This is a genomic window from Pseudomonas sp. 1121_17 (assembly GCF_052850745.1).
This window is the reverse complement of sequence record NZ_VXCX01000018.1, coordinates 1-15,555: the sequence shown is the minus strand read 5'-3', so window position 1 is coordinate 15,555 and position 15,555 is coordinate 1. Positions and strand designations below refer to the sequence as shown.

14 protein-coding genes are annotated in these 15,555 nt (G+C 62.8%); 5 read left to right on the top strand and 9 right to left on the bottom strand.

All coding sequences use genetic code 11. The annotated features are described in order from the left end of the window. The first annotated feature begins 115 nt into the window (after nucleotides 1-115). A complete protein-coding gene (locus tag FW789_RS23015) occupies nucleotides 116-1,039 on the top strand; it encodes a LysR family transcriptional regulator (protein ID WP_103435213.1) in 924 nt (307 codons plus the stop codon). A 256-nt stretch (nucleotides 1,040-1,295) separates the two neighbouring features. Here the strand turns inward: FW789_RS23015 and FW789_RS23010 are convergent, their stop codons facing one another. The 9 genes from FW789_RS23010 to bioB form a co-directional block, all read right to left on the bottom strand. After that, nucleotides 1,296-3,074, bottom strand: a complete 1,779-nt coding sequence (locus FW789_RS23010; RefSeq protein ID WP_103435214.1) for an acyl-CoA dehydrogenase C-terminal domain-containing protein — start codon at nucleotides 3,072-3,074, stop codon at nucleotides 1,296-1,298. A 136-nt stretch (nucleotides 3,075-3,210) separates the two neighbouring features. After that, nucleotides 3,211-4,494 carry a GGDEF domain-containing protein gene (locus tag FW789_RS23005; RefSeq protein WP_103435215.1) on the bottom strand — a complete coding sequence of 428 codons (1,284 nt, stop codon included), beginning with the start codon at nucleotides 4,492-4,494 and terminating at the stop codon, nucleotides 3,211-3,213. 210 nt (nucleotides 4,495-4,704) lie between these two features. Then, nucleotides 4,705-6,510: a phenylacyl-CoA dehydrogenase gene (locus FW789_RS23000; RefSeq protein WP_186700438.1), complete on the bottom strand. Its 1,806-nt coding sequence runs from the start codon at nucleotides 6,508-6,510 to the stop codon at nucleotides 4,705-4,707. 266 nt (nucleotides 6,511-6,776) lie between these two features. Beyond that, nucleotides 6,777-7,073 (bottom strand): pyrroloquinoline quinone biosynthesis protein PqqE, encoded by a 297-nt coding sequence (locus FW789_RS22995; RefSeq protein WP_101322420.1) that lies wholly within the window; start codon nucleotides 7,071-7,073, stop codon nucleotides 6,777-6,779. Nucleotides 7,074-7,197: 124 nt separating this feature from the next. Further along, nucleotides 7,198-7,878, bottom strand: a complete 681-nt coding sequence (bioD, locus tag FW789_RS22990; protein WP_446432093.1) for a dethiobiotin synthase — start codon at nucleotides 7,876-7,878, stop codon at nucleotides 7,198-7,200. A 1-nt stretch (nucleotide 7,879) separates the two neighbouring features. Next, nucleotides 7,880-8,704 (bottom strand): malonyl-ACP O-methyltransferase BioC, encoded by an 825-nt coding sequence (gene bioC, locus FW789_RS22985; protein WP_207073976.1) that lies wholly within the window; start codon nucleotides 8,702-8,704, stop codon nucleotides 7,880-7,882. Beyond that, nucleotides 8,697-9,428 (bottom strand): alpha/beta fold hydrolase, encoded by a 732-nt coding sequence (locus FW789_RS22980; protein ID WP_186700444.1) that lies wholly within the window; start codon nucleotides 9,426-9,428, stop codon nucleotides 8,697-8,699. Before FW789_RS22980 ends, bioC begins: the two co-directional genes overlap by 8 nt. Next, nucleotides 9,421-10,593, bottom strand: coding sequence for an 8-amino-7-oxononanoate synthase (gene bioF / locus FW789_RS22975; protein ID WP_186700446.1), 1,173 nt, complete (start codon nucleotides 10,591-10,593; stop codon nucleotides 9,421-9,423). Before bioF ends, FW789_RS22980 begins: the two co-directional genes overlap by 8 nt. Nucleotide 10,594: 1 nt before the next feature. Continuing rightward, nucleotides 10,595-11,653 (bottom strand): biotin synthase BioB, encoded by a 1,059-nt coding sequence (bioB, locus tag FW789_RS22970; RefSeq protein WP_446432092.1) that lies wholly within the window; start codon nucleotides 11,651-11,653, stop codon nucleotides 10,595-10,597. A gap of 89 nt (nucleotides 11,654-11,742) precedes the next feature. On the opposite strand from bioB, the gene FW789_RS22965 reads away from it, so the two are divergent. The 4 genes from FW789_RS22965 (at nucleotide 11,743) to rarD (ending at nucleotide 15,306) form a co-directional block, all read left to right on the top strand. Beyond that, nucleotides 11,743-12,480 (top strand): double zinc ribbon domain-containing protein, encoded by a 738-nt coding sequence (locus FW789_RS22965; protein WP_446432091.1) that lies wholly within the window; start codon nucleotides 11,743-11,745, stop codon nucleotides 12,478-12,480. Nucleotides 12,481-12,552: 72 nt separating this feature from the next. After that, nucleotides 12,553-13,317 carry a TOBE domain-containing protein gene (locus FW789_RS22960; protein ID WP_446432090.1) on the top strand — a complete coding sequence of 255 codons (765 nt, stop codon included), beginning with the start codon at nucleotides 12,553-12,555 and terminating at the stop codon, nucleotides 13,315-13,317. 64 nt (nucleotides 13,318-13,381) lie between these two features. Then, on the top strand, nucleotides 13,382-14,356 hold the full coding sequence (locus FW789_RS22955) for a serine/threonine protein kinase (RefSeq protein WP_446432089.1): 975 nt from the start codon (nucleotides 13,382-13,384) through the stop codon (nucleotides 14,354-14,356). A gap of 62 nt (nucleotides 14,357-14,418) precedes the next feature. Then, nucleotides 14,419-15,306, top strand: coding sequence for an EamA family transporter RarD (gene rarD / locus FW789_RS22950; RefSeq protein ID WP_207073981.1), 888 nt, complete (start codon nucleotides 14,419-14,421; stop codon nucleotides 15,304-15,306). Nucleotides 15,307-15,555 lie beyond the last annotated feature (249 nt).

The window sequence follows — 15,555 nt, the reverse complement described above, 5'->3', positions numbered from 1 at the left end:
ACTGCAACAATCGGTCGCTGCAACAGCAGGTAAATGCTTGAAAACGCCGCTAGACTAGGCACAACCGGGCACCCTGGCCATTTCGATTTCCCAGCTTTTTCGATAAGTGTTGCTTATGGATTTTCGCCAACTGCGTTATTTCGTCGCGGTCTATGAAGAAGGCCACGTCGGCCGTGCTGCCGAACGCCTGTCACTGTCGCAACCGGCCTTGTCCCAGCAGATTCGGCAACTGGAACACAGCCTCGACCTGAGCCTGTTCGAGCGCAGCAACAAGCGCCTGCTGCCGACCCTGGCCGCGCACACCTTGTACAACCATGCCCAGCCCTTGCTCGACGGTTTACAGCGCGCCCATGAGGCTATGCGCAGCTTCAAAGGCCAGGCACTGCGTACCCTCGCCATCGGTGTCCTGCAGACCGTCCGCCCCGGGCTGGTGCCGCAGTTGCTGGAGCGCGTGCGCCGGGCGCAGCCGCATTTGGTGGTGCAGATCTACGAGCTGTCGGGGCTGGAGATCGAGCGGCGTCTGCTCAATGGCAATCTGGATATCGGCATCAGCTATCTGCCGCCGCGCCAGGCAGGCCTGCACGGGCTGATGCTGTATGAAGATGAGCTGCAACTGGTCATCCCCAACACTCATCAGTTGAAGGACTTCAAGAAGGTCTCGATCAGGCAGGCGGCCGAATTGCCGCTGCTTATGCTGGGTGAAGAGTTTCAGATCCGCCAGATCTGGAAGGAGCAGCTGGCCAGCCAGGGCCGCAGGCCGCAGGTACAGGCCGAAATGAACAACATGGCGGGAATCCTCGACAGCCTGGCGCACACCTCGCTGGCAACCATCCTGCCAGGGCGCGCCAAGGCGGCGGCCGAGGATGATCAGGGGCTACTGTGGAAGCCCCTCAGCGAACCCCGCGTACCACTCAAGGTTGGCCTGGTGTTTCGCGATGCGCAGCGCCAACAGGCTTCGCTGGAGCTGTTGCGCACATTGCTCGAAGAAGAAACCGACGGTCGCCCGCTGGGCGTGTCGCCGCTGGACGTACTGGGCTGACGGCAAAAACCACGCAACAAAGAAAACCCCGCCTAAGCGGGGTTTTCCAGACTGTTTCCCTGACATCCCTATCGCCTCACCATCCTGGCGAGATTCCTTCGTGTCCCTGTTCTGTCCTTTACGCTTCCTGCGTTCCGTCCATGTGAGAAATATTAGCTGTGGATCCAATCTGAAGATAGAGGCGAAAAGTCACCACGTCGTGTAGGAAAAGGCTTACAAATCACCCCAGCTTTGTTATGGCATGCAACGCCGGCGATCAGAACTGCGCGGCGTCCAGCAGATACAGCGACTCGCTACCCGCCTTGACCGAAGCCACCAGCGAATCCACCCGCGGCAGCAACCGCGCGAAGTAGAACCGCGCCGTGCCCAGCTTGCCCTGATAGAAGGCCGCATCGCCCTCGCCTGCCTTGGCTGCCTGGGCCATGCGCGCCCACATATAGGCATAAGCGACATAGCCGAACGCGTGCAGGTACTCAACCGAAGCTGCACCGATCTCGTTCGGGTTGAGCTTGGCCTGCTCGATAACCCACTCGGTCAGCCCATCCAATTGATCCAGGGCAGTGGCCAATGGCAGGGTATATTCGCCCAGCTCGCTATCGGCACCAGCCACGAACTGGCGAATTTCGTCGGCAAACACCTGGTACAACGCGCCACCGCTGGCGACCACCTTGCGGCCCATCAGGTCCAGCGCCTGAATACCGTTGGTGCCCTCGTAGATCTGGGTGATGCGCGCGTCGCGCACCAGTTGCTCCTGGCCCCACTCACGGATGTAACCGTGGCCGCCAAACACCTGCTGGCCATGCACGGTGCATTCAAGCCCGGTGTCAGTCATGAACGCCTTGGCCACCGGGGTCAGCAATGCCACCAGGTCCTCGCTGCGCTTGCGCATGATCGGATCTTCGCTGTACTTGGCGTTGTCCAGTTGCAGGGCAACGTAGGTGGAGAATGCTCGACCGCCTTCGATCAAGGCTTTCATGGTCAGCAGCATGCGCCGCACATCCGGGTGGACGATGATCGGGTCGGCGACTTTGTCTTTTGCCTGTGCGCCGATTGGCGAGCGGCTTTGCAGGCGATCGCGGGCGTACTCGACGGCGTTCTGATAAGAGCGCTCGGCCGAGGCCAGGCCTTGAATACCGACGCCCAGGCGCTCGTAGTTCATCATGGTGAACATGGCCGCCAGGCCCTTGTTCGGCTCGCCGACCAGGTAGCCGACCGCGCCGTCGAAGTTCATCACGCAGGTCGCCGAGCCCTGAATGCCCATCTTGTGCTCGATCGAGCCGCAGTGGGCCGAGTTGCGCTCACCCAGGCTGCCGTCGTCGTTGACCAGGAACTTGGGCACCAGCAGCAGGGAAATGCCCTTGGGCCCCGCGGGTGCGTCCGGCAGCTTGGCCAGCACCAGGTGAATGATGTTTTCGGTCAGGTCGTGCTCGCCACCGGTGATGAATATCTTGGTCCCACTGACCTTGTAACTGCCATCCGCCTGCGGCTCGGCCTTGGTACGGATGATGCCCAGGTCGGTGCCGGCATGGGCCTCGGTCAGGCACATCGAGCCGGCCCAAACGCCGCTGTACATGTTCGGCAGGTATTTGTGCTTGAGCACTTCGCTAGCATGGGCGTTGATCGACAGGCAGGCCCCTGCGGTGAGCATCGGATACAGCCCAAACGACAGGCTCGAGGCGTTGATCATTTCTTCGACCTGAGCCGAGATCGCCTTGGGCATGCCCATGCCGCCAAACTGCGGATCACCGCCAACACCGACCCAGCCGCCTTCGGCGTAGGTCTGGTAAGCCTCGATGAAACCGGCCGGGGTGCGTACGCTGCCGTTGTCCCAGTGGCAGCCCTCTTCATCGCTGGCGCGGTTGAGCGGCGCGATGCTGCGGGCGGTGACCTTGCCGGCTTCTTCCAGCACCGCCAGAGCGGTGTCCTGGTCGACCGCCTCGGCCAGCTCGGGCAGCTGTGCCCACAGCGTGGCCACGTCGAAGACTTCATTGAGAACGAAGCGCATATCACGCAGGGGCGCTTTATAGTCAGCCATGGACAACCTCTCACTAGTCGGGTCGGGGCGGTCCTGGCGAGGACCGCGGCACTGGAGTGAAATCAGTGTAACCGAACAACTTTTGCGAGACATAGGGTCATCACGTGACCCTACAGTCAACCTTAGTCAACCTAAGTTATGCCATTCGCACAGCGCCGCGGCGTGATTGGTGGCCGAACATCACTACACAGTTACGCCCGGCAGCCTTGGCGCTGTACAGCGCCTCGTCGGCAGATTTGAGCACCGCCTCGGGGTTGCGGTGGTCGATCAAGCGTTCGGCCACGCCGATGCTGATGGTGACCGATACGGTAGCGCTGGCCGAGCCGCTGCGCCGTTGCCGGCCGGCGCTATCGTCCTGCGGGCGGCTGTTCTGGTCGCGCAGCTGGATGGCGTAGTTGGCAATCATCTCGCGTACCGCTTCCAGGTGCGGCAGACATTCTTCGGCAGTCTTGCCGGCAAACACCAGGGCGAACTCTTCGCCGCCATAGCGGTAAGCCCGGCCGCCCCCCGTCACTTTCGACAGCCGGCTGGCAACCAGCCGCAGCACCTGATCACCGACGTCGTGGCCGTGGGTATCGTTGAATTTCTTGAAGTGGTCAACGTCGGTCATGGCAATCACGTAGTTGCGCCCCAAGCGCTGCATACGCTCGTTCAGCGCACGCCTGCCGGGCAAGCCGGTGAGCTCGTCGCGGAAGGCCATCTGATAGGCCTCGTGGGCGACCGCTGCGGCAATCATCAGCATGACCTGGCTGCACATGATGTTCAGGGTGAACGGCAGGATGAAGGTTTTCGGCAACATCCACAGCAGGCCCAGCAAGCCGATGATCTGCGCCGCATGCAGCGGTCGCGGCTGGCGCAGGTACTGCACCGCCAGCAGGATGAAGACGATGACGAAGACCGGGTACGCCAGCTGGATCAGGCTCATCCACTGACCGTGCAGCGACGGCCAGCGGATCTCCGCCAGCCAGCCCAGCAGCGCCTCCGGAAAGCTCTGCTGCAAGGCCACCGCCACGCTGCCGACGGCAAACAGTACGGCAAAGCGGGCGAGCATGTCCTGGGCCAGATGGGTGCGTTCCTGCCAGGCGGCGAACAGGCCGAACAACGCAGGTAGCAGCAGGCAGACCAGATGAAAGATTACTGCAGCGTCTTCACGCACGCGGCCGTTGTCGCGATAGAAGTCGGTCTGGGTGTCGAGCAGGTAGTAAGCGATATACACCGTGACCATCAGAAACAGCTCACGCTGCCGGCGATACACCGCGCAATAGGCGCCGCCGAGCAGCAGCACCATGGTTGGCAGCACATTGAACAAAGACGTGAAGAAGACGCTGAGGTCTCTCACATAGGCCGCCGCCAGCCCCGACACCAGTAACACCAGTGACGGCAGGAAATGGCTTACGCGTACAGCGGATAACTGAAACAAGGGTATCTCCAACCCGGCAGATCAATAATGGCATTGTGCCTTTACTTCATCGGCAGCGCACATGAATAGATGAGTACACCAGATGTTTAACGGCAGGCGTGGAGCCAGGCTTAGCTTTTTCTGTGCAGGGGGCTACGCGGCCCGGACGAGCGTTCACAAAAAAACCGCCTGCCGGTGAGGGCAGGCGGTTTTTGATGTTGCCAGCGCGGCTTAGATGGCCAGGCCGAAGTCTTCTTCTTTCATCGCCATCAGGTTACCGGCACCGGACAGCATGGTCGCTGCATGGGTTCGGGTACGCGGCAGGATACGCTGGAAGTAGAAGCGTGCGGTCTGCAGCTTGGCGGTGTAGAACGCTTCTTCGCTGGTGCCGGCGGCGAGTTTTTCAGCTGCCAGACGGGCGATATCAGCCCAGAAGTAGGCCAAGCAAGCGTAGCCCGAGTACATCAGGTAATCGACCGACGCGGCACCGACCTCTTCACGGTCTTTCATGGCGGCCATGCCGACTTTCATCGTCAGTTCGCCCCACTCCTTGTTGATCGCCGCCAACGGCTCGACGAATTCCTTGACCGCTTCGTTGCCTTCCTGGGCCTGGCAGAACTTGTGCACGATCTTGGTGAAGCCCTTGAGCGCTTCGCCCTGGGTCATCAGCACTTTACGCCCGAGCAGGTCGAGGGCCTGGATGCCGGTGGTACCCTCGTAGAGCATCGAGATGCGGCTGTCGCGCACGTTCTGCTCCATGCCCCACTCGGCGATGAAGCCATGGCCGCCGTAGATCTGCACGCCATGGTTGGCGGCTTCGAAACCGACCTCGGTCATGAACGCCTTGGCGATCGGGGTCATGAAGGCCAGCAATGCATCGGCCTTCTTGCGGGCTTCTTCGTCCTTGCTGTACTTGACGATATCGACCTGCTGCGCGGTGAAGTAGACCATCGCCCGGTTGCCTTCGGCAAAGGCCTTCATGGTCAGCAGCATGCGCCGTACATCAGGGTGGACGATGATCGGGTCAGCGGCCTTTTCAGGTGCCTTGGGGCCGGTCAGCGAGCGCATCTGCAGACGGTCGCGGGCGTATTTAAGGCCACCCTGGAATGCCACTTCAGCGTGGGCCAGGCCTTGCAGCGCGGTACCCAGGCGAGCGGTGTTCATGAAGGTGAACATGCAGTTCAGGCCTTTGTTGGCCGGGCCAATCAGGTAACCGGTAGCGCCGTCGAAGTTCATCACGCAGGTGGCGTTACCGTGGATGCCCATCTTGTGCTCGAGCGAGCCGCAGCTGACGCCGTTGCGCTCGCCGATGGCGCCATCGGCGCTCGGCAGGAACTTGGGCACGATGAACAGCGAAATACCTTTGGTGCCAGCAGGGGCATCCGGCAGCCGCGCCAACACGATGTGGACGATGTTGTCGGCCATGTCGTGCTCACCGGCCGAGATGAAGATCTTGGTCCCGGAAACCTTGTAAGAGCCATCCGCCTGCGGCTCAGCCTTGGTCCGCAGCATGCCCAGGTCAGTGCCGCAGTGCGGCTCGGTCAGGCACATGGTGCCGGTCCATTCACCGGTGACCAGTTTGCTCAGGTAGGTGTCCTGCTGCTCGGCGGTGCCGTGCTCGGAAATGGTGTTCATCGCGCCATGGGACAGGCCTGGGTACATGCCCCAAGACCAGTTGGCTTCACCGACCATCTCGCTGACCGCCAGGCCCAGCGACTCAGGCAGGCCCTGGCCGCCGTGAGCAACATCATGGGCCAGGCTCGGCCAGCCGCCTTCGACGAACTGTTTGTAGGCTTCCTTGAAGCCAGTCGGGGTCTGCACACCCGACTCGCTCCACTTGCAGCCTTCGAGGTCGCCAACGCGGTTCAGCGGCGCCAGCACGTTCTCGCAGAACTTGGCACCTTCCTCAAGGATCGCAGCGACCATGTCGGGCGTGGCTTCCTCGCAACCCGGCAGGCTCTGGTAGTGCGCTTCATAGCCGAGCAGTTCGTCGCGAACGAAGCGAATATCACGCAGAGGGGCTTTGTATTCAGGCATTGCGATGAACCTCTTGAGGAGTCCGATGGAGTGAGCGCCGACAGCAACCGGCACTCGATCAAACAGTTGTTTGAAACTTACGTTTAGGTGCAAACAAAGTCAAGAAGGGACTATGGTGCCATTTATGTCGCGAAACATGGCGTATCTGCCATGCACCCGTAAATGCAACTGCGGGCCTGACTGCAGAGGGCAACCGAGCAGACAACGGTGTTGTCTGGTCAGCGCCATCGCAGTCAGGCCCGCAGAGGTTTCAGCGAGATTAGCAATCAGGCGTAGGTGTCGATGAAGCGGCCGAGCAGTTCATCGGAAGCCTTGGCGACTTTCACACCAAGCTCGACTTCAGTCTTGCCCAGCGCCAACTGCACCGTGCTGGTGGCCATGTCCATTTGCTGGCTGCGGTCGACAGCGCGCAAGCGCTCGGCCTGATAGTCGCTGGACTGGCTGGTGGCGGCACGTTCGACGGTGCCGTTGGCGATCTGGCTGGCGGCCTGATCAACGCGGTTCTGGCCCGCCTGAATGGCGCCAAGACCTGCGTAGTAGGCAGAGCTACCGGTGATTTCCATGTCAAAACTCCGATGACGCTGGATAACGGACAAACTTCATTAAAGCAGGCCAACGCCGAAAAGGCCCGTTTAAATCGCTAATAGCCTAGTGCCAGCTGATAGACCGAGGGTATGCGGACGGAGCTTAATCAAGCAGATCAAGCTGCAGATGTTCGGCCACGGCATCGGCGCTGGCTTGCTTGAGTTTGGGCACCCGCCCCAGGCACGGCGCGGGTAGGCGTTCGGCGAGGCTGGCCAGGTTTTCTTCCAGCCGCGAGGTGCGCGGCTCAATCACATTAGCCACCCAGCCGGCCAGCTGCAGGCCATCGCGGGCAATTGCTTCGGCACTTAACAGCGCGTGATTGATGCAGCCCAGGCGGACGCCGACCACCAGGATCACCGGTAGCTTCAGCGCGATCGCCAGATCGGACAGGTTGGCATGGTCCGACAACGGCACCCGCCAACCGCCGGCACCTTCGATCAAGGTGAAGTCGGCGCCCTCTGCCAGAATCCCCTGCATCGCCTTGAGCAAAGCGGGCACCGCCAGCGCCACGCCCGCTTCGCGCGCAGCCAGGTGCGGGGCGATCGCTGGCTCGAAAGCGAACGGATTGACCCGGTCATAAGGCAACTGGAGTGTGCTTTGATCGATCAGGGCAAGCGCATCGGCATTGCGCAGGCCCTTGCTGGTCACCGCGCACCCCGACGCGACTGGCTTGGCCGCAAGGGTACTCAAGCCTTGCAGGCGGGCCGCATGGAGCAAGCCGGCAGCGATGGTGGTCTTGCCCACGTCTGTGTCGATACCGGCAATGAAATACGCTTGGCTCATGTCATTCCCCAGCCTGCAGCGGCTTGCGCAGCACGGCATACACCACCTGATAGGTGGCCGGCAGGCCGGACGGCTGGCGCCAGTGTTCGTAGGCCTGCAGCAAACCCTGCATGCGCGCCCGCCCCGTTAGGCCAGCCGGCCGGCCGGGATTGAGGTTATGCGCACCCAGCGCCTTCAATTCATGGGTCAGGCTGCGTACATCGGGGTAGTGCAGCACCTGCGCACGCTGTTGCAGATCGAGCAGCTGCAGGCCGCTGCCGGCACATAGCCGCTGGTAATCGTCAAACCGGCGGAAGCGGTTGACGTGGATCATGCCGTCTACTGCCTGCCAACTGGCGCGCAACTCTTCCAGAGTGCCTACGCACAGGCTGCTGAGCGCCAGCACTCCACCAGGGCGCAACACCCGCTGTGCTTCGCTGAGCACGCTGGCGAACTGGCTGCACCACTGCACGGCCAGGCTACTGAAAATCAAATCGACACTGGCGTCCTGCAGCGGCAGGCGTTCGGCATCGCCGACCACGTGAAACTGCGCGCCACCTTGCTGCCGAGCGTGACCCAGCATGCCTTCGGCAATGTCCACGGCCACGCCGACAGCGCCGGCAAAGCGCTCGGCCAGCACGCGGCTGAAGTGACCGGTGCCGCTGCCCAGGTCGAGCCAGCGGCTTGGGGTCAGATCAGCCGGCAACTGCTCGAGCAAAGCCACACCGACGGCGCGCTGCAACGCGGCAACGCTGTCATAACTGGCAGCAGCGCGAGAAAACGACGCCGCCACCTGGCGTTTGTCAGGCAAGCCGCCCGGCAGGGTCGGATGGGACAGATCAGTCATCGCCGCTCTCGTGCAAAAAATTCTTGATGCCCGCCGCCAGATCCTGCGGATATTCCAGCAGGAAGGCATGCGAGGTGTTTTCAACCAGACCGACCTCGACGTCCGGGACCAGCTCGCACAGCGCCTTGGCTGCCTCTGCCGGGACCAGCACATCGCTGCCGGCAAACAGGTGCAACTGCGGCCCGGTGTACTCCACCAAGGCGTCGCGGGTATCCAGCTTGCCCAGCACCTTCAGGCCGCTCATCAGGTACAGCGGATCAGTGCTCGGCAGGCCGACATTGAGTTGCTTGAGCACGGCCAGTTGATCCGGCGCGCCCTGGGTACACAACGAGCGAAAGCGCTTCAGGGTGACCTGCAGATGGCTGCGACAGCCGTCGACAAAGGTGCTGAAGGTGTCTGCCGGCATGCCGTGCGGCCAGTCGGCGCGGCTTACGAAACTAGGATTACTGGCCAGGGTCAGCAGGCCGCAGCAGCGATCACCGCGCTTGCGCGCCAGTTCGCTGGCAAGCATCCCGCCCAGTGACCACCCGCCCAGCCAGGTATCCTGGGGCAGGGTGCGATCAAGATGCTCGACCCAGGCCTGGACATCGCCGTCGGGCAATTCCGGCAGCGGCAGCAGGTCGACCTGCAAGCGCGAATCCTGCGCGCGCAGGCTTGCCGCCAATGGATGCAGTGCAGCAGTACCCAGCCCCCAGCCGGGCAAGAGAATCAGGCGATTACGCATCGGCGCGCTCCAGTTGTGGATAACAGTCTGCCAATGCATTCAACAATAGCTGCACCTGCGCCTCGGTGTGCGCCGCGCTCAAGGTCACCCGCAGCCGCGCACTGCCGGCCGGTACTGTCGGCGGGCGGATAGCGGTCACCAGCAAGCCGCGTTCGCGCAGCATCTGCGACAGGCGCACAGCACGGCCGCTGTCGCCGATCAGGATCGGCTGAATCGGCGTCTGACTGTCCATCAGTTGCAGGCCGATCTGCTCTGCCCCCTCGCGGAACTGGCGGATCAACGCCGCCAACTGCTCGCGCCGCCAGCTTTCGTCACGCAGCAGCTGCAGGCTCTTGAGCGTGGCGCAGGCCAGCGCCGGCGGTTGGCTGGTGGTGTAGATGTAGGGCCGAGCGAACTGCACCAGTGCCTCGATCAAATCATCACTGCCGGCAACAAACGCACCTGCGGTGCCGCAGGCTTTGCCGAGGGTGCCGATCAACACGGGCACCTGCTCCAGACCAAGGCCGAAGTGCTCGACGATTCCGCCGCCGTTGGCGCCCAGGGTGCCGAGGCCGTGGGCATCATCGACCATCAGCCAGGCATTCGCTGCGCGGGCGGTCGCGGCCAGTGCGGGCAGGTCGGCGAGATCGCCATCCATGCTGAACACGCCATCGGTAACCACCAGGGTATTGCCGGTCGCCCGCTGCAGGCGGCTGGCCAGGCTCTGCACATCGTTGTGCAGATAACGATTGAAGCGCGCACCGCTGAGCAGGCCGCCATCGAGCAGCGAAGCGTGGTTGAGGCGGTCTTGCAGCACCGTGTCGCCCTGTCCGACCAACGCGGTGATGGCACCGAGGTTGGCCATGTAGCCGGTGGAAAACAGCAGCGCACGCGGCCGCCCGGTCAGCTCGGCCAGGGCTTCTTCAAGCTGGTGATGCGGGGTGCTGTGGCCGATGACCAGATGCGAAGCACCGCCACCAACACCCCAGCGCTCGGCGCCGGCGCGCCAGGCAGCGATCACCTCAGGATGATTGGCCAGGCCGAGGTAATCGTTGTTGCAGAAGGCCAGCAGCGGCTGGCCGTCGACCACCACCTGCGGCCCCTGCGCGGTCTGCAGCAGCGGCCGTTGCCGATACAGATCGGCCGCACGCCGTTCGGCCAGGCGCGCGGTGAGGTCAAAGGCCATTTCAGGCCGACGCTGCGTCGTAGAACATCTCGCTGCTGCGCTGCTCGACCAGGGCCTGCTCGATGGCTGCCTGATGCACTTCGTCAGCGTGCTCTTCGCGCGCTTCCGGCTTGATCCCGAGGCGGGCGAACAGCTGCATGTCCTTGTCGGCTTGTGGGTTGGCCGTGGTCAGCAGTTTTTCCCCGTAGAAGATCGAGTTGGCCCCGGCCATGAAGGCCAGCGCTTGCATCTGCTCGTTCATCTGCTCACGCCCGGCTGACAGCCGTACGTGCGACTTGGGCATGAGAATCCGTGCGACCGCGAGCATACGGATGAAATCGAACGGGTCGATGTCGGCTTCTTCAGCCAGCGGCGTGCCGGCAACCTTGACCAGCATGTTGATCGGTACCGACTCAGGATGCTCGGGCAGGTTGGCCAGCTGAATCAGCAGCCCGGCGCGGTCGTCCAGCGACTCACCCATGCCGAGGATGCCGCCGGAGCAGATCTTCATGCCGGCGTCACGCACATAGGCCAGGGTCTGCAGGCGCTCGCTGTAGGTGCGGGTGGTGATGATGCTGGCGTAGAACTCAGGCGAGGTGTCGAGGTTGTGGTTGTAGTAGTCCAGGCCAGCCTGGGCCAGCGCGGTGGTCTGGTCCTGGTCTAGCTTGCCGAGGGTCATGCAGGTTTCCAGGCCCAATGCCTTGACCCCTTTGACCATCTCCAGCACGTAAGGCATGTCTTTGGCCGACGGATGCTTCCAGGCCGCGCCCATGCAGAAGCGCGTCGAGCCGATGGCTTTGGCGCGGGCGGCCTCATCCAGCACCTTTTGCACTTCCATCAGCTTTTGCTTTTCCAGCCCGGTGTTGTAGTGGCCGGACTGCGGACAGTATTTGCAGTCTTCCGGGCAGGCGCCGGTCTTGATCGACAGCAGGGTCGAGACCTGCACACGGTTGGGATCGAAATGCGCGCGGTGCACGCTTTGCGCCTGGAACAACAAATCATTAAAGGGCTGCTGGAACAGCGCCTTGACCTCGGCCAGGCCCCAGTCGTGACGTGTTGTAGCAATTGTGCTGGCGCTCATCGGCGTTTCCTTATCTAGGCTCTGACTGGCGCGCAGGCCAAGAAAGCCGCCAGCGCATCACGGATAGGCGCAATATTTACGGAAGGGCCATGGACTGTCAACCAATACTCAGATGGCTGGTTTACAAGTGTACAAATATTAATCAAAGGTGTTTGCTGTGTGATGAACACGCTTACCAGCCCTACCCGCTGTGCAGCGCCTGTGAACAGGAATTGCCCTGGCTGGAGGAACAATGCCTGCGCTGCGCGTTACCGCTGGCCATCGCCGGCCTACATTGCGGCCCCTGCCACCGCAGGCCGCCGGCCTTCAGCCAGGTGATTGTGCCGTGGCATTTCGGCTTCCCGCTGGATAGCCTGATCAGTCGCTTCAAGCATCGCGGGCAGTGGCCCCTCGGTCGTATGCTGGCGGGCTTGCTCGGGGATGCGTTGGCGCATCGCTACGCCGAAGGCTTGCCCAGGCCGGAATACTTGTTGCCAGTGCCTTTGGCGGCGCGTCGGCTGCGCCAGCGCGGCTTCAATCAGGCCGGTATGCTTGCGCGCTGGCTGTCAGGCCAACTGGGCATCGCCTGCAACGAGCGCTGGCTGCTCCGCACTCGCGACACCCCGGCCCAGCAAAAACTCGGCGCCAAGGCGCGCCGGCGCAATCTGCGTGAGGCGTTTACCCTGGCGCCAGGCGTTGATGTCGAAGGGCGGCACCTGGCAGTGGTCGACGACGTGCTGACCACCGGCGCCACTGCCCAGGCCATTGCCAAACTGCTGCGCAAGGCCGGCGCCCAGCGGGTCGATGTCTATTGCCTGGCGCGCACGGCCAAACCTGGCCAGGCCTGAGCGGGCGCCGGGGTTGACTGATGACGCTACGGGAGGCAACTTCGCCAGTCTCACACCGCCTGGCTCAAGCGCATGTCTCTGCCCACCCAGCTCACCCAACACATCGCCCGCCGCCCGCAGCGCATCGCCTTGCTGCAGCACATCGCCGAGCAGGGCTCGATCACCCGCGCGGCGAAGGCTGCCGGGATCAGTTACAAGTCCGCCTGGGACGCCATCGACGAGCTCAACAACCTTGCCGCGCAGCCCTTGGTCGTGCGCAGCACCGGCGGCCGTGGTGGTGGCGGCGCTCAGTTGTCGACAGAGGGCCAGCGCGTGCTGCGCCTTTACTTGCGCCTGCAAGCGCTGCAGGCGCAAGTGCTCGAGGCCGCCGAACACAGTAGCGACCTCGACCTGCTCGGCCGGCTGATGCTGCGCACCAGCGCGCGTAATCAGCTGCAGGGTGTGGTCAGCGCAGTGAGCAGCGAAGGTCGGCATGACCGGGTGACCCTGGCGCTGAGTGGCGGGCTGCAGATTCAAGCGCTGATCACCCGCGACAGCACCGAGCGGCTGGAACTGGCGCCAGGCAGCCAGGTAGTGGCCTTGCTCAAGGCCGGCTGGGTGCACTTGCTCGGCCCGGAGGACACCGCAGAACCAGGCAGCAACACGCTCGGCGCCACGGTCGCAGAAGTGCTCGCTGAAGAAGAGGCCAGCTGCGAAGTGCGCCTGCAACTGAGTAATGGCCAGACCCTCTGCGCTTTTGCCGAGAGCCAGTGGCTGACAGCTCATGGGGTGACCACCGGCAGCGAACTACGTGCGCAGTTCCATCCCGCTTATGTACTGCTGGGCGTGCCGGCCTAGCGACCTCCGGTGCGAGGGGTAATGGAGTACCATGGTGCTCACGATGTCGCCCTGCGGAGCTCCAATGTCCCACCCTTTCGATACCCTCACCCCCGACCTGGTCCTTGATGCGGTAGAAAGCCTGGGCTTTCTCAGCGATGCCCGCGTGCTGGCGCTCAACAGTTACGAGAACCGGGTCTATCAGGTAGGCATCGAAGACCAGCAGCCGCTGATCGCCAAGTTCTATCGGCCGGGGCGTTGGACCGACGCACAGATCCACGAAGAACATGCCTTTACCGCCGAGCTTGCCGACTGCGAAGTGCCGGTCGTGGCGCCAATCAGCCATGAAGGCCAGAGCCTGTTCGAACATCAGGGCTTTCGCTTTGCCTTGTTCCCACGCCGCGGCGGCCGGGCGCCAGAGCCGGGCAATCTCGACCAGCTGTATACCCTAGGCCAGTTGCTCGGGCGCCTGCACAAAGTCAGCGCCACGCGGCCGTTCGTGCACCGTGAGTCGCTCGCTGTGGATAACTTCGGGCATGCCTCGCTGCAGACCTTGCTCGACGGCAACTACGTGCCCAGGGAACTGCTACCAGCTTATGAATCGGTCGCTCGCGATCTGCTCAAACGGGTTGAAGCGATCTACGCGCGCACCCCGCACCAGACCATCCGCCTGCACGGCGACTGCCACCCAGGCAACATCATGCACCGCGAAGACGCCTACCATTTGGTCGATCTGGACGACTGCCGGACGGGCCCGGCAGTGCAGGACCTGTGGATGATGCTCGCCGGCAGCCGCGAAGAACGCCTGGGCCAGTTGGCCGAGCTGATCGACGGCTATAACGAGTTCCACGACTTCGACCCGCGCGAGCTGCCGCTGATCGAGCCGCTGCGGGCCTTGCGCCAGTTGCACTACAGCGCCTGGCTGGCGCGGCGCTGGGACGACCCGGCGTTCCCGCGCAGCTTCCCCTGGTTTGGCCAGCCGCGCTACTGGGGCGATCAGATCCTGGCGTTGCGTGAGCAGATCTCGGCGCTGGACGAAGCGCCGCTGAAATTGTTCTAGGAGCAGGTGCAGGTCTGTCTACAATAGGTGCTGTTATTTAGCTACCTAAGCAAGGATTCGGCATGCACGCTGCAAACCCGCGTCGCGGGTATATTCTCGGCCTGACGGCCTACATCATCTGGGGCCTGTTCCCGCTGTACTTCAAAGCCATTCAGAGCGTGCCGGCGGTCGAGATCATCGTCCACCGGGTGCTCTGGTCGGCGTTGTTCGGTTCGCTGTTACTGCTGGTGTGGAAGCACCCCGGCTGGTGGCGCGAGTTGCGCGACCACCCCAAGCGCCTGGCAATCCTCGCCCTGAGCGGTACGCTGATCGCCGGCAACTGGCTGACCTATGTTTGGGCGGTAAACAACGGGCGCATGCTCGAAGCCAGCCTCGGCTATTACATCAACCCATTGATCAACGTGCTGCTGGGCATGCTCCTGCTCGGCGAGCGTTTGCGGCGGCTGCAGTGGCTGGCGGTCGGCCTGGCAGCGGTCGGGGTCGCGCAGCAGGTGTGGCAGGTTGGCAGCCTGCCGTGGGTGTCGCTGGTGCTGGCGCTGACCTTTGGCTTCTATGGGCTGATTCGCAAGCAGGCACCCGTCGCGGCACTGCCCGGGCTGGTGGTGGAAACCTGGATGCTGGTACCGCTAGCCGCAGGCTGGCTGTTGCTGCACCCGGCTGCCAGCAGCACGCAGGGGGATTTCTTCAGCAGCACTGAAGCGCTCTGGCTGATTGCCGCCGGGCCGGTCACGCTGATCCCGTTGGTGTGCTTCAACGCAGCCGCGCGGCACCTGCCCTACACCACCTTGGGTTTCCTGCAGTACCTGGCACCGAGCCTGGTGCTGTTGCAGGCGGTGCTGCTGTTTGACGAGCATCTGTCGTCGAGCACGCTGGTCGCATTCATGTTCATCTGGGCCGGCTTGGCGCTGTACAGCGTGGATGCCTGGCTTAAAGTGCGCAAGCGCAGCTGATCAATAAATAACCAAAATCCTGCAGACCACAGCTGGCGTGGCCTGCAGCAACCTCTCCAGAGGTTATCCACATGCTGATCCCCGCGCTTTGTGCACAAGCACCTGATTACTGAGCGTTTTTTGCTCAATCCTCGGCAAGCGGCGTGGACATTGGGCTGAAGCGGTACGCCCCCAGGTTATCCACAGGGACGTCCCCGTAAATCAGGGATAACCGCATTGCCTCGTAGCACTGCTGGGGGCGCTATGCGC

Excerpts from the sequence above, each read along its gene's own strand:
- FW789_RS22980 (WP_186700444.1), bottom strand. The coding sequence starts at position 9,428 with ATGCGTAATCGCCTGATTCTCTTGCCCGGCTGGGGGCTGGGTACTGCT.
- FW789_RS22960 (WP_446432090.1), top strand. The coding sequence starts at position 12,553 with ATGTCTCTGCCCACCCAGCTCACCCAACACATCGCCCGCCGCCCGCAG.
- FW789_RS23015 (WP_103435213.1), top strand. The coding sequence starts at position 116 with ATGGATTTTCGCCAACTGCGTTATTTCGTCGCGGTCTATGAAGAAGGC.
- FW789_RS22995 (WP_101322420.1), bottom strand. The coding sequence starts at position 7,073 with ATGGAAATCACCGGTAGCTCTGCCTACTACGCAGGTCTTGGCGCCATT.
- FW789_RS22965 (WP_446432091.1), top strand. The coding sequence starts at position 11,743 with ATGGACTGTCAACCAATACTCAGATGGCTGGTTTACAAGTGTACAAAT.
- bioC (WP_207073976.1), bottom strand. The coding sequence starts at position 8,704 with ATGACTGATCTGTCCCATCCGACCCTGCCGGGCGGCTTGCCTGACAAA.
- rarD (WP_207073981.1), top strand. The coding sequence starts at position 14,419 with ATGCACGCTGCAAACCCGCGTCGCGGGTATATTCTCGGCCTGACGGCC.
- bioB (WP_446432092.1), bottom strand. The coding sequence starts at position 11,653 with ATGAGCGCCAGCACAATTGCTACAACACGTCACGACTGGGGCCTGGCC.
- bioF (WP_186700446.1), bottom strand. The coding sequence starts at position 10,593 with ATGGCCTTTGACCTCACCGCGCGCCTGGCCGAACGGCGTGCGGCCGAT.
- FW789_RS23010 (WP_103435214.1), bottom strand. The coding sequence starts at position 3,074 with ATGGCTGACTATAAAGCGCCCCTGCGTGATATGCGCTTCGTTCTCAAT.
- FW789_RS22955 (WP_446432089.1), top strand. The coding sequence starts at position 13,382 with ATGTCCCACCCTTTCGATACCCTCACCCCCGACCTGGTCCTTGATGCG.
- bioD (WP_446432093.1), bottom strand. The coding sequence starts at position 7,878 with ATGAGCCAAGCGTATTTCATTGCCGGTATCGACACAGACGTGGGCAAG.
- FW789_RS23000 (WP_186700438.1), bottom strand. The coding sequence starts at position 6,510 with ATGCCTGAATACAAAGCCCCTCTGCGTGATATTCGCTTCGTTCGCGAC.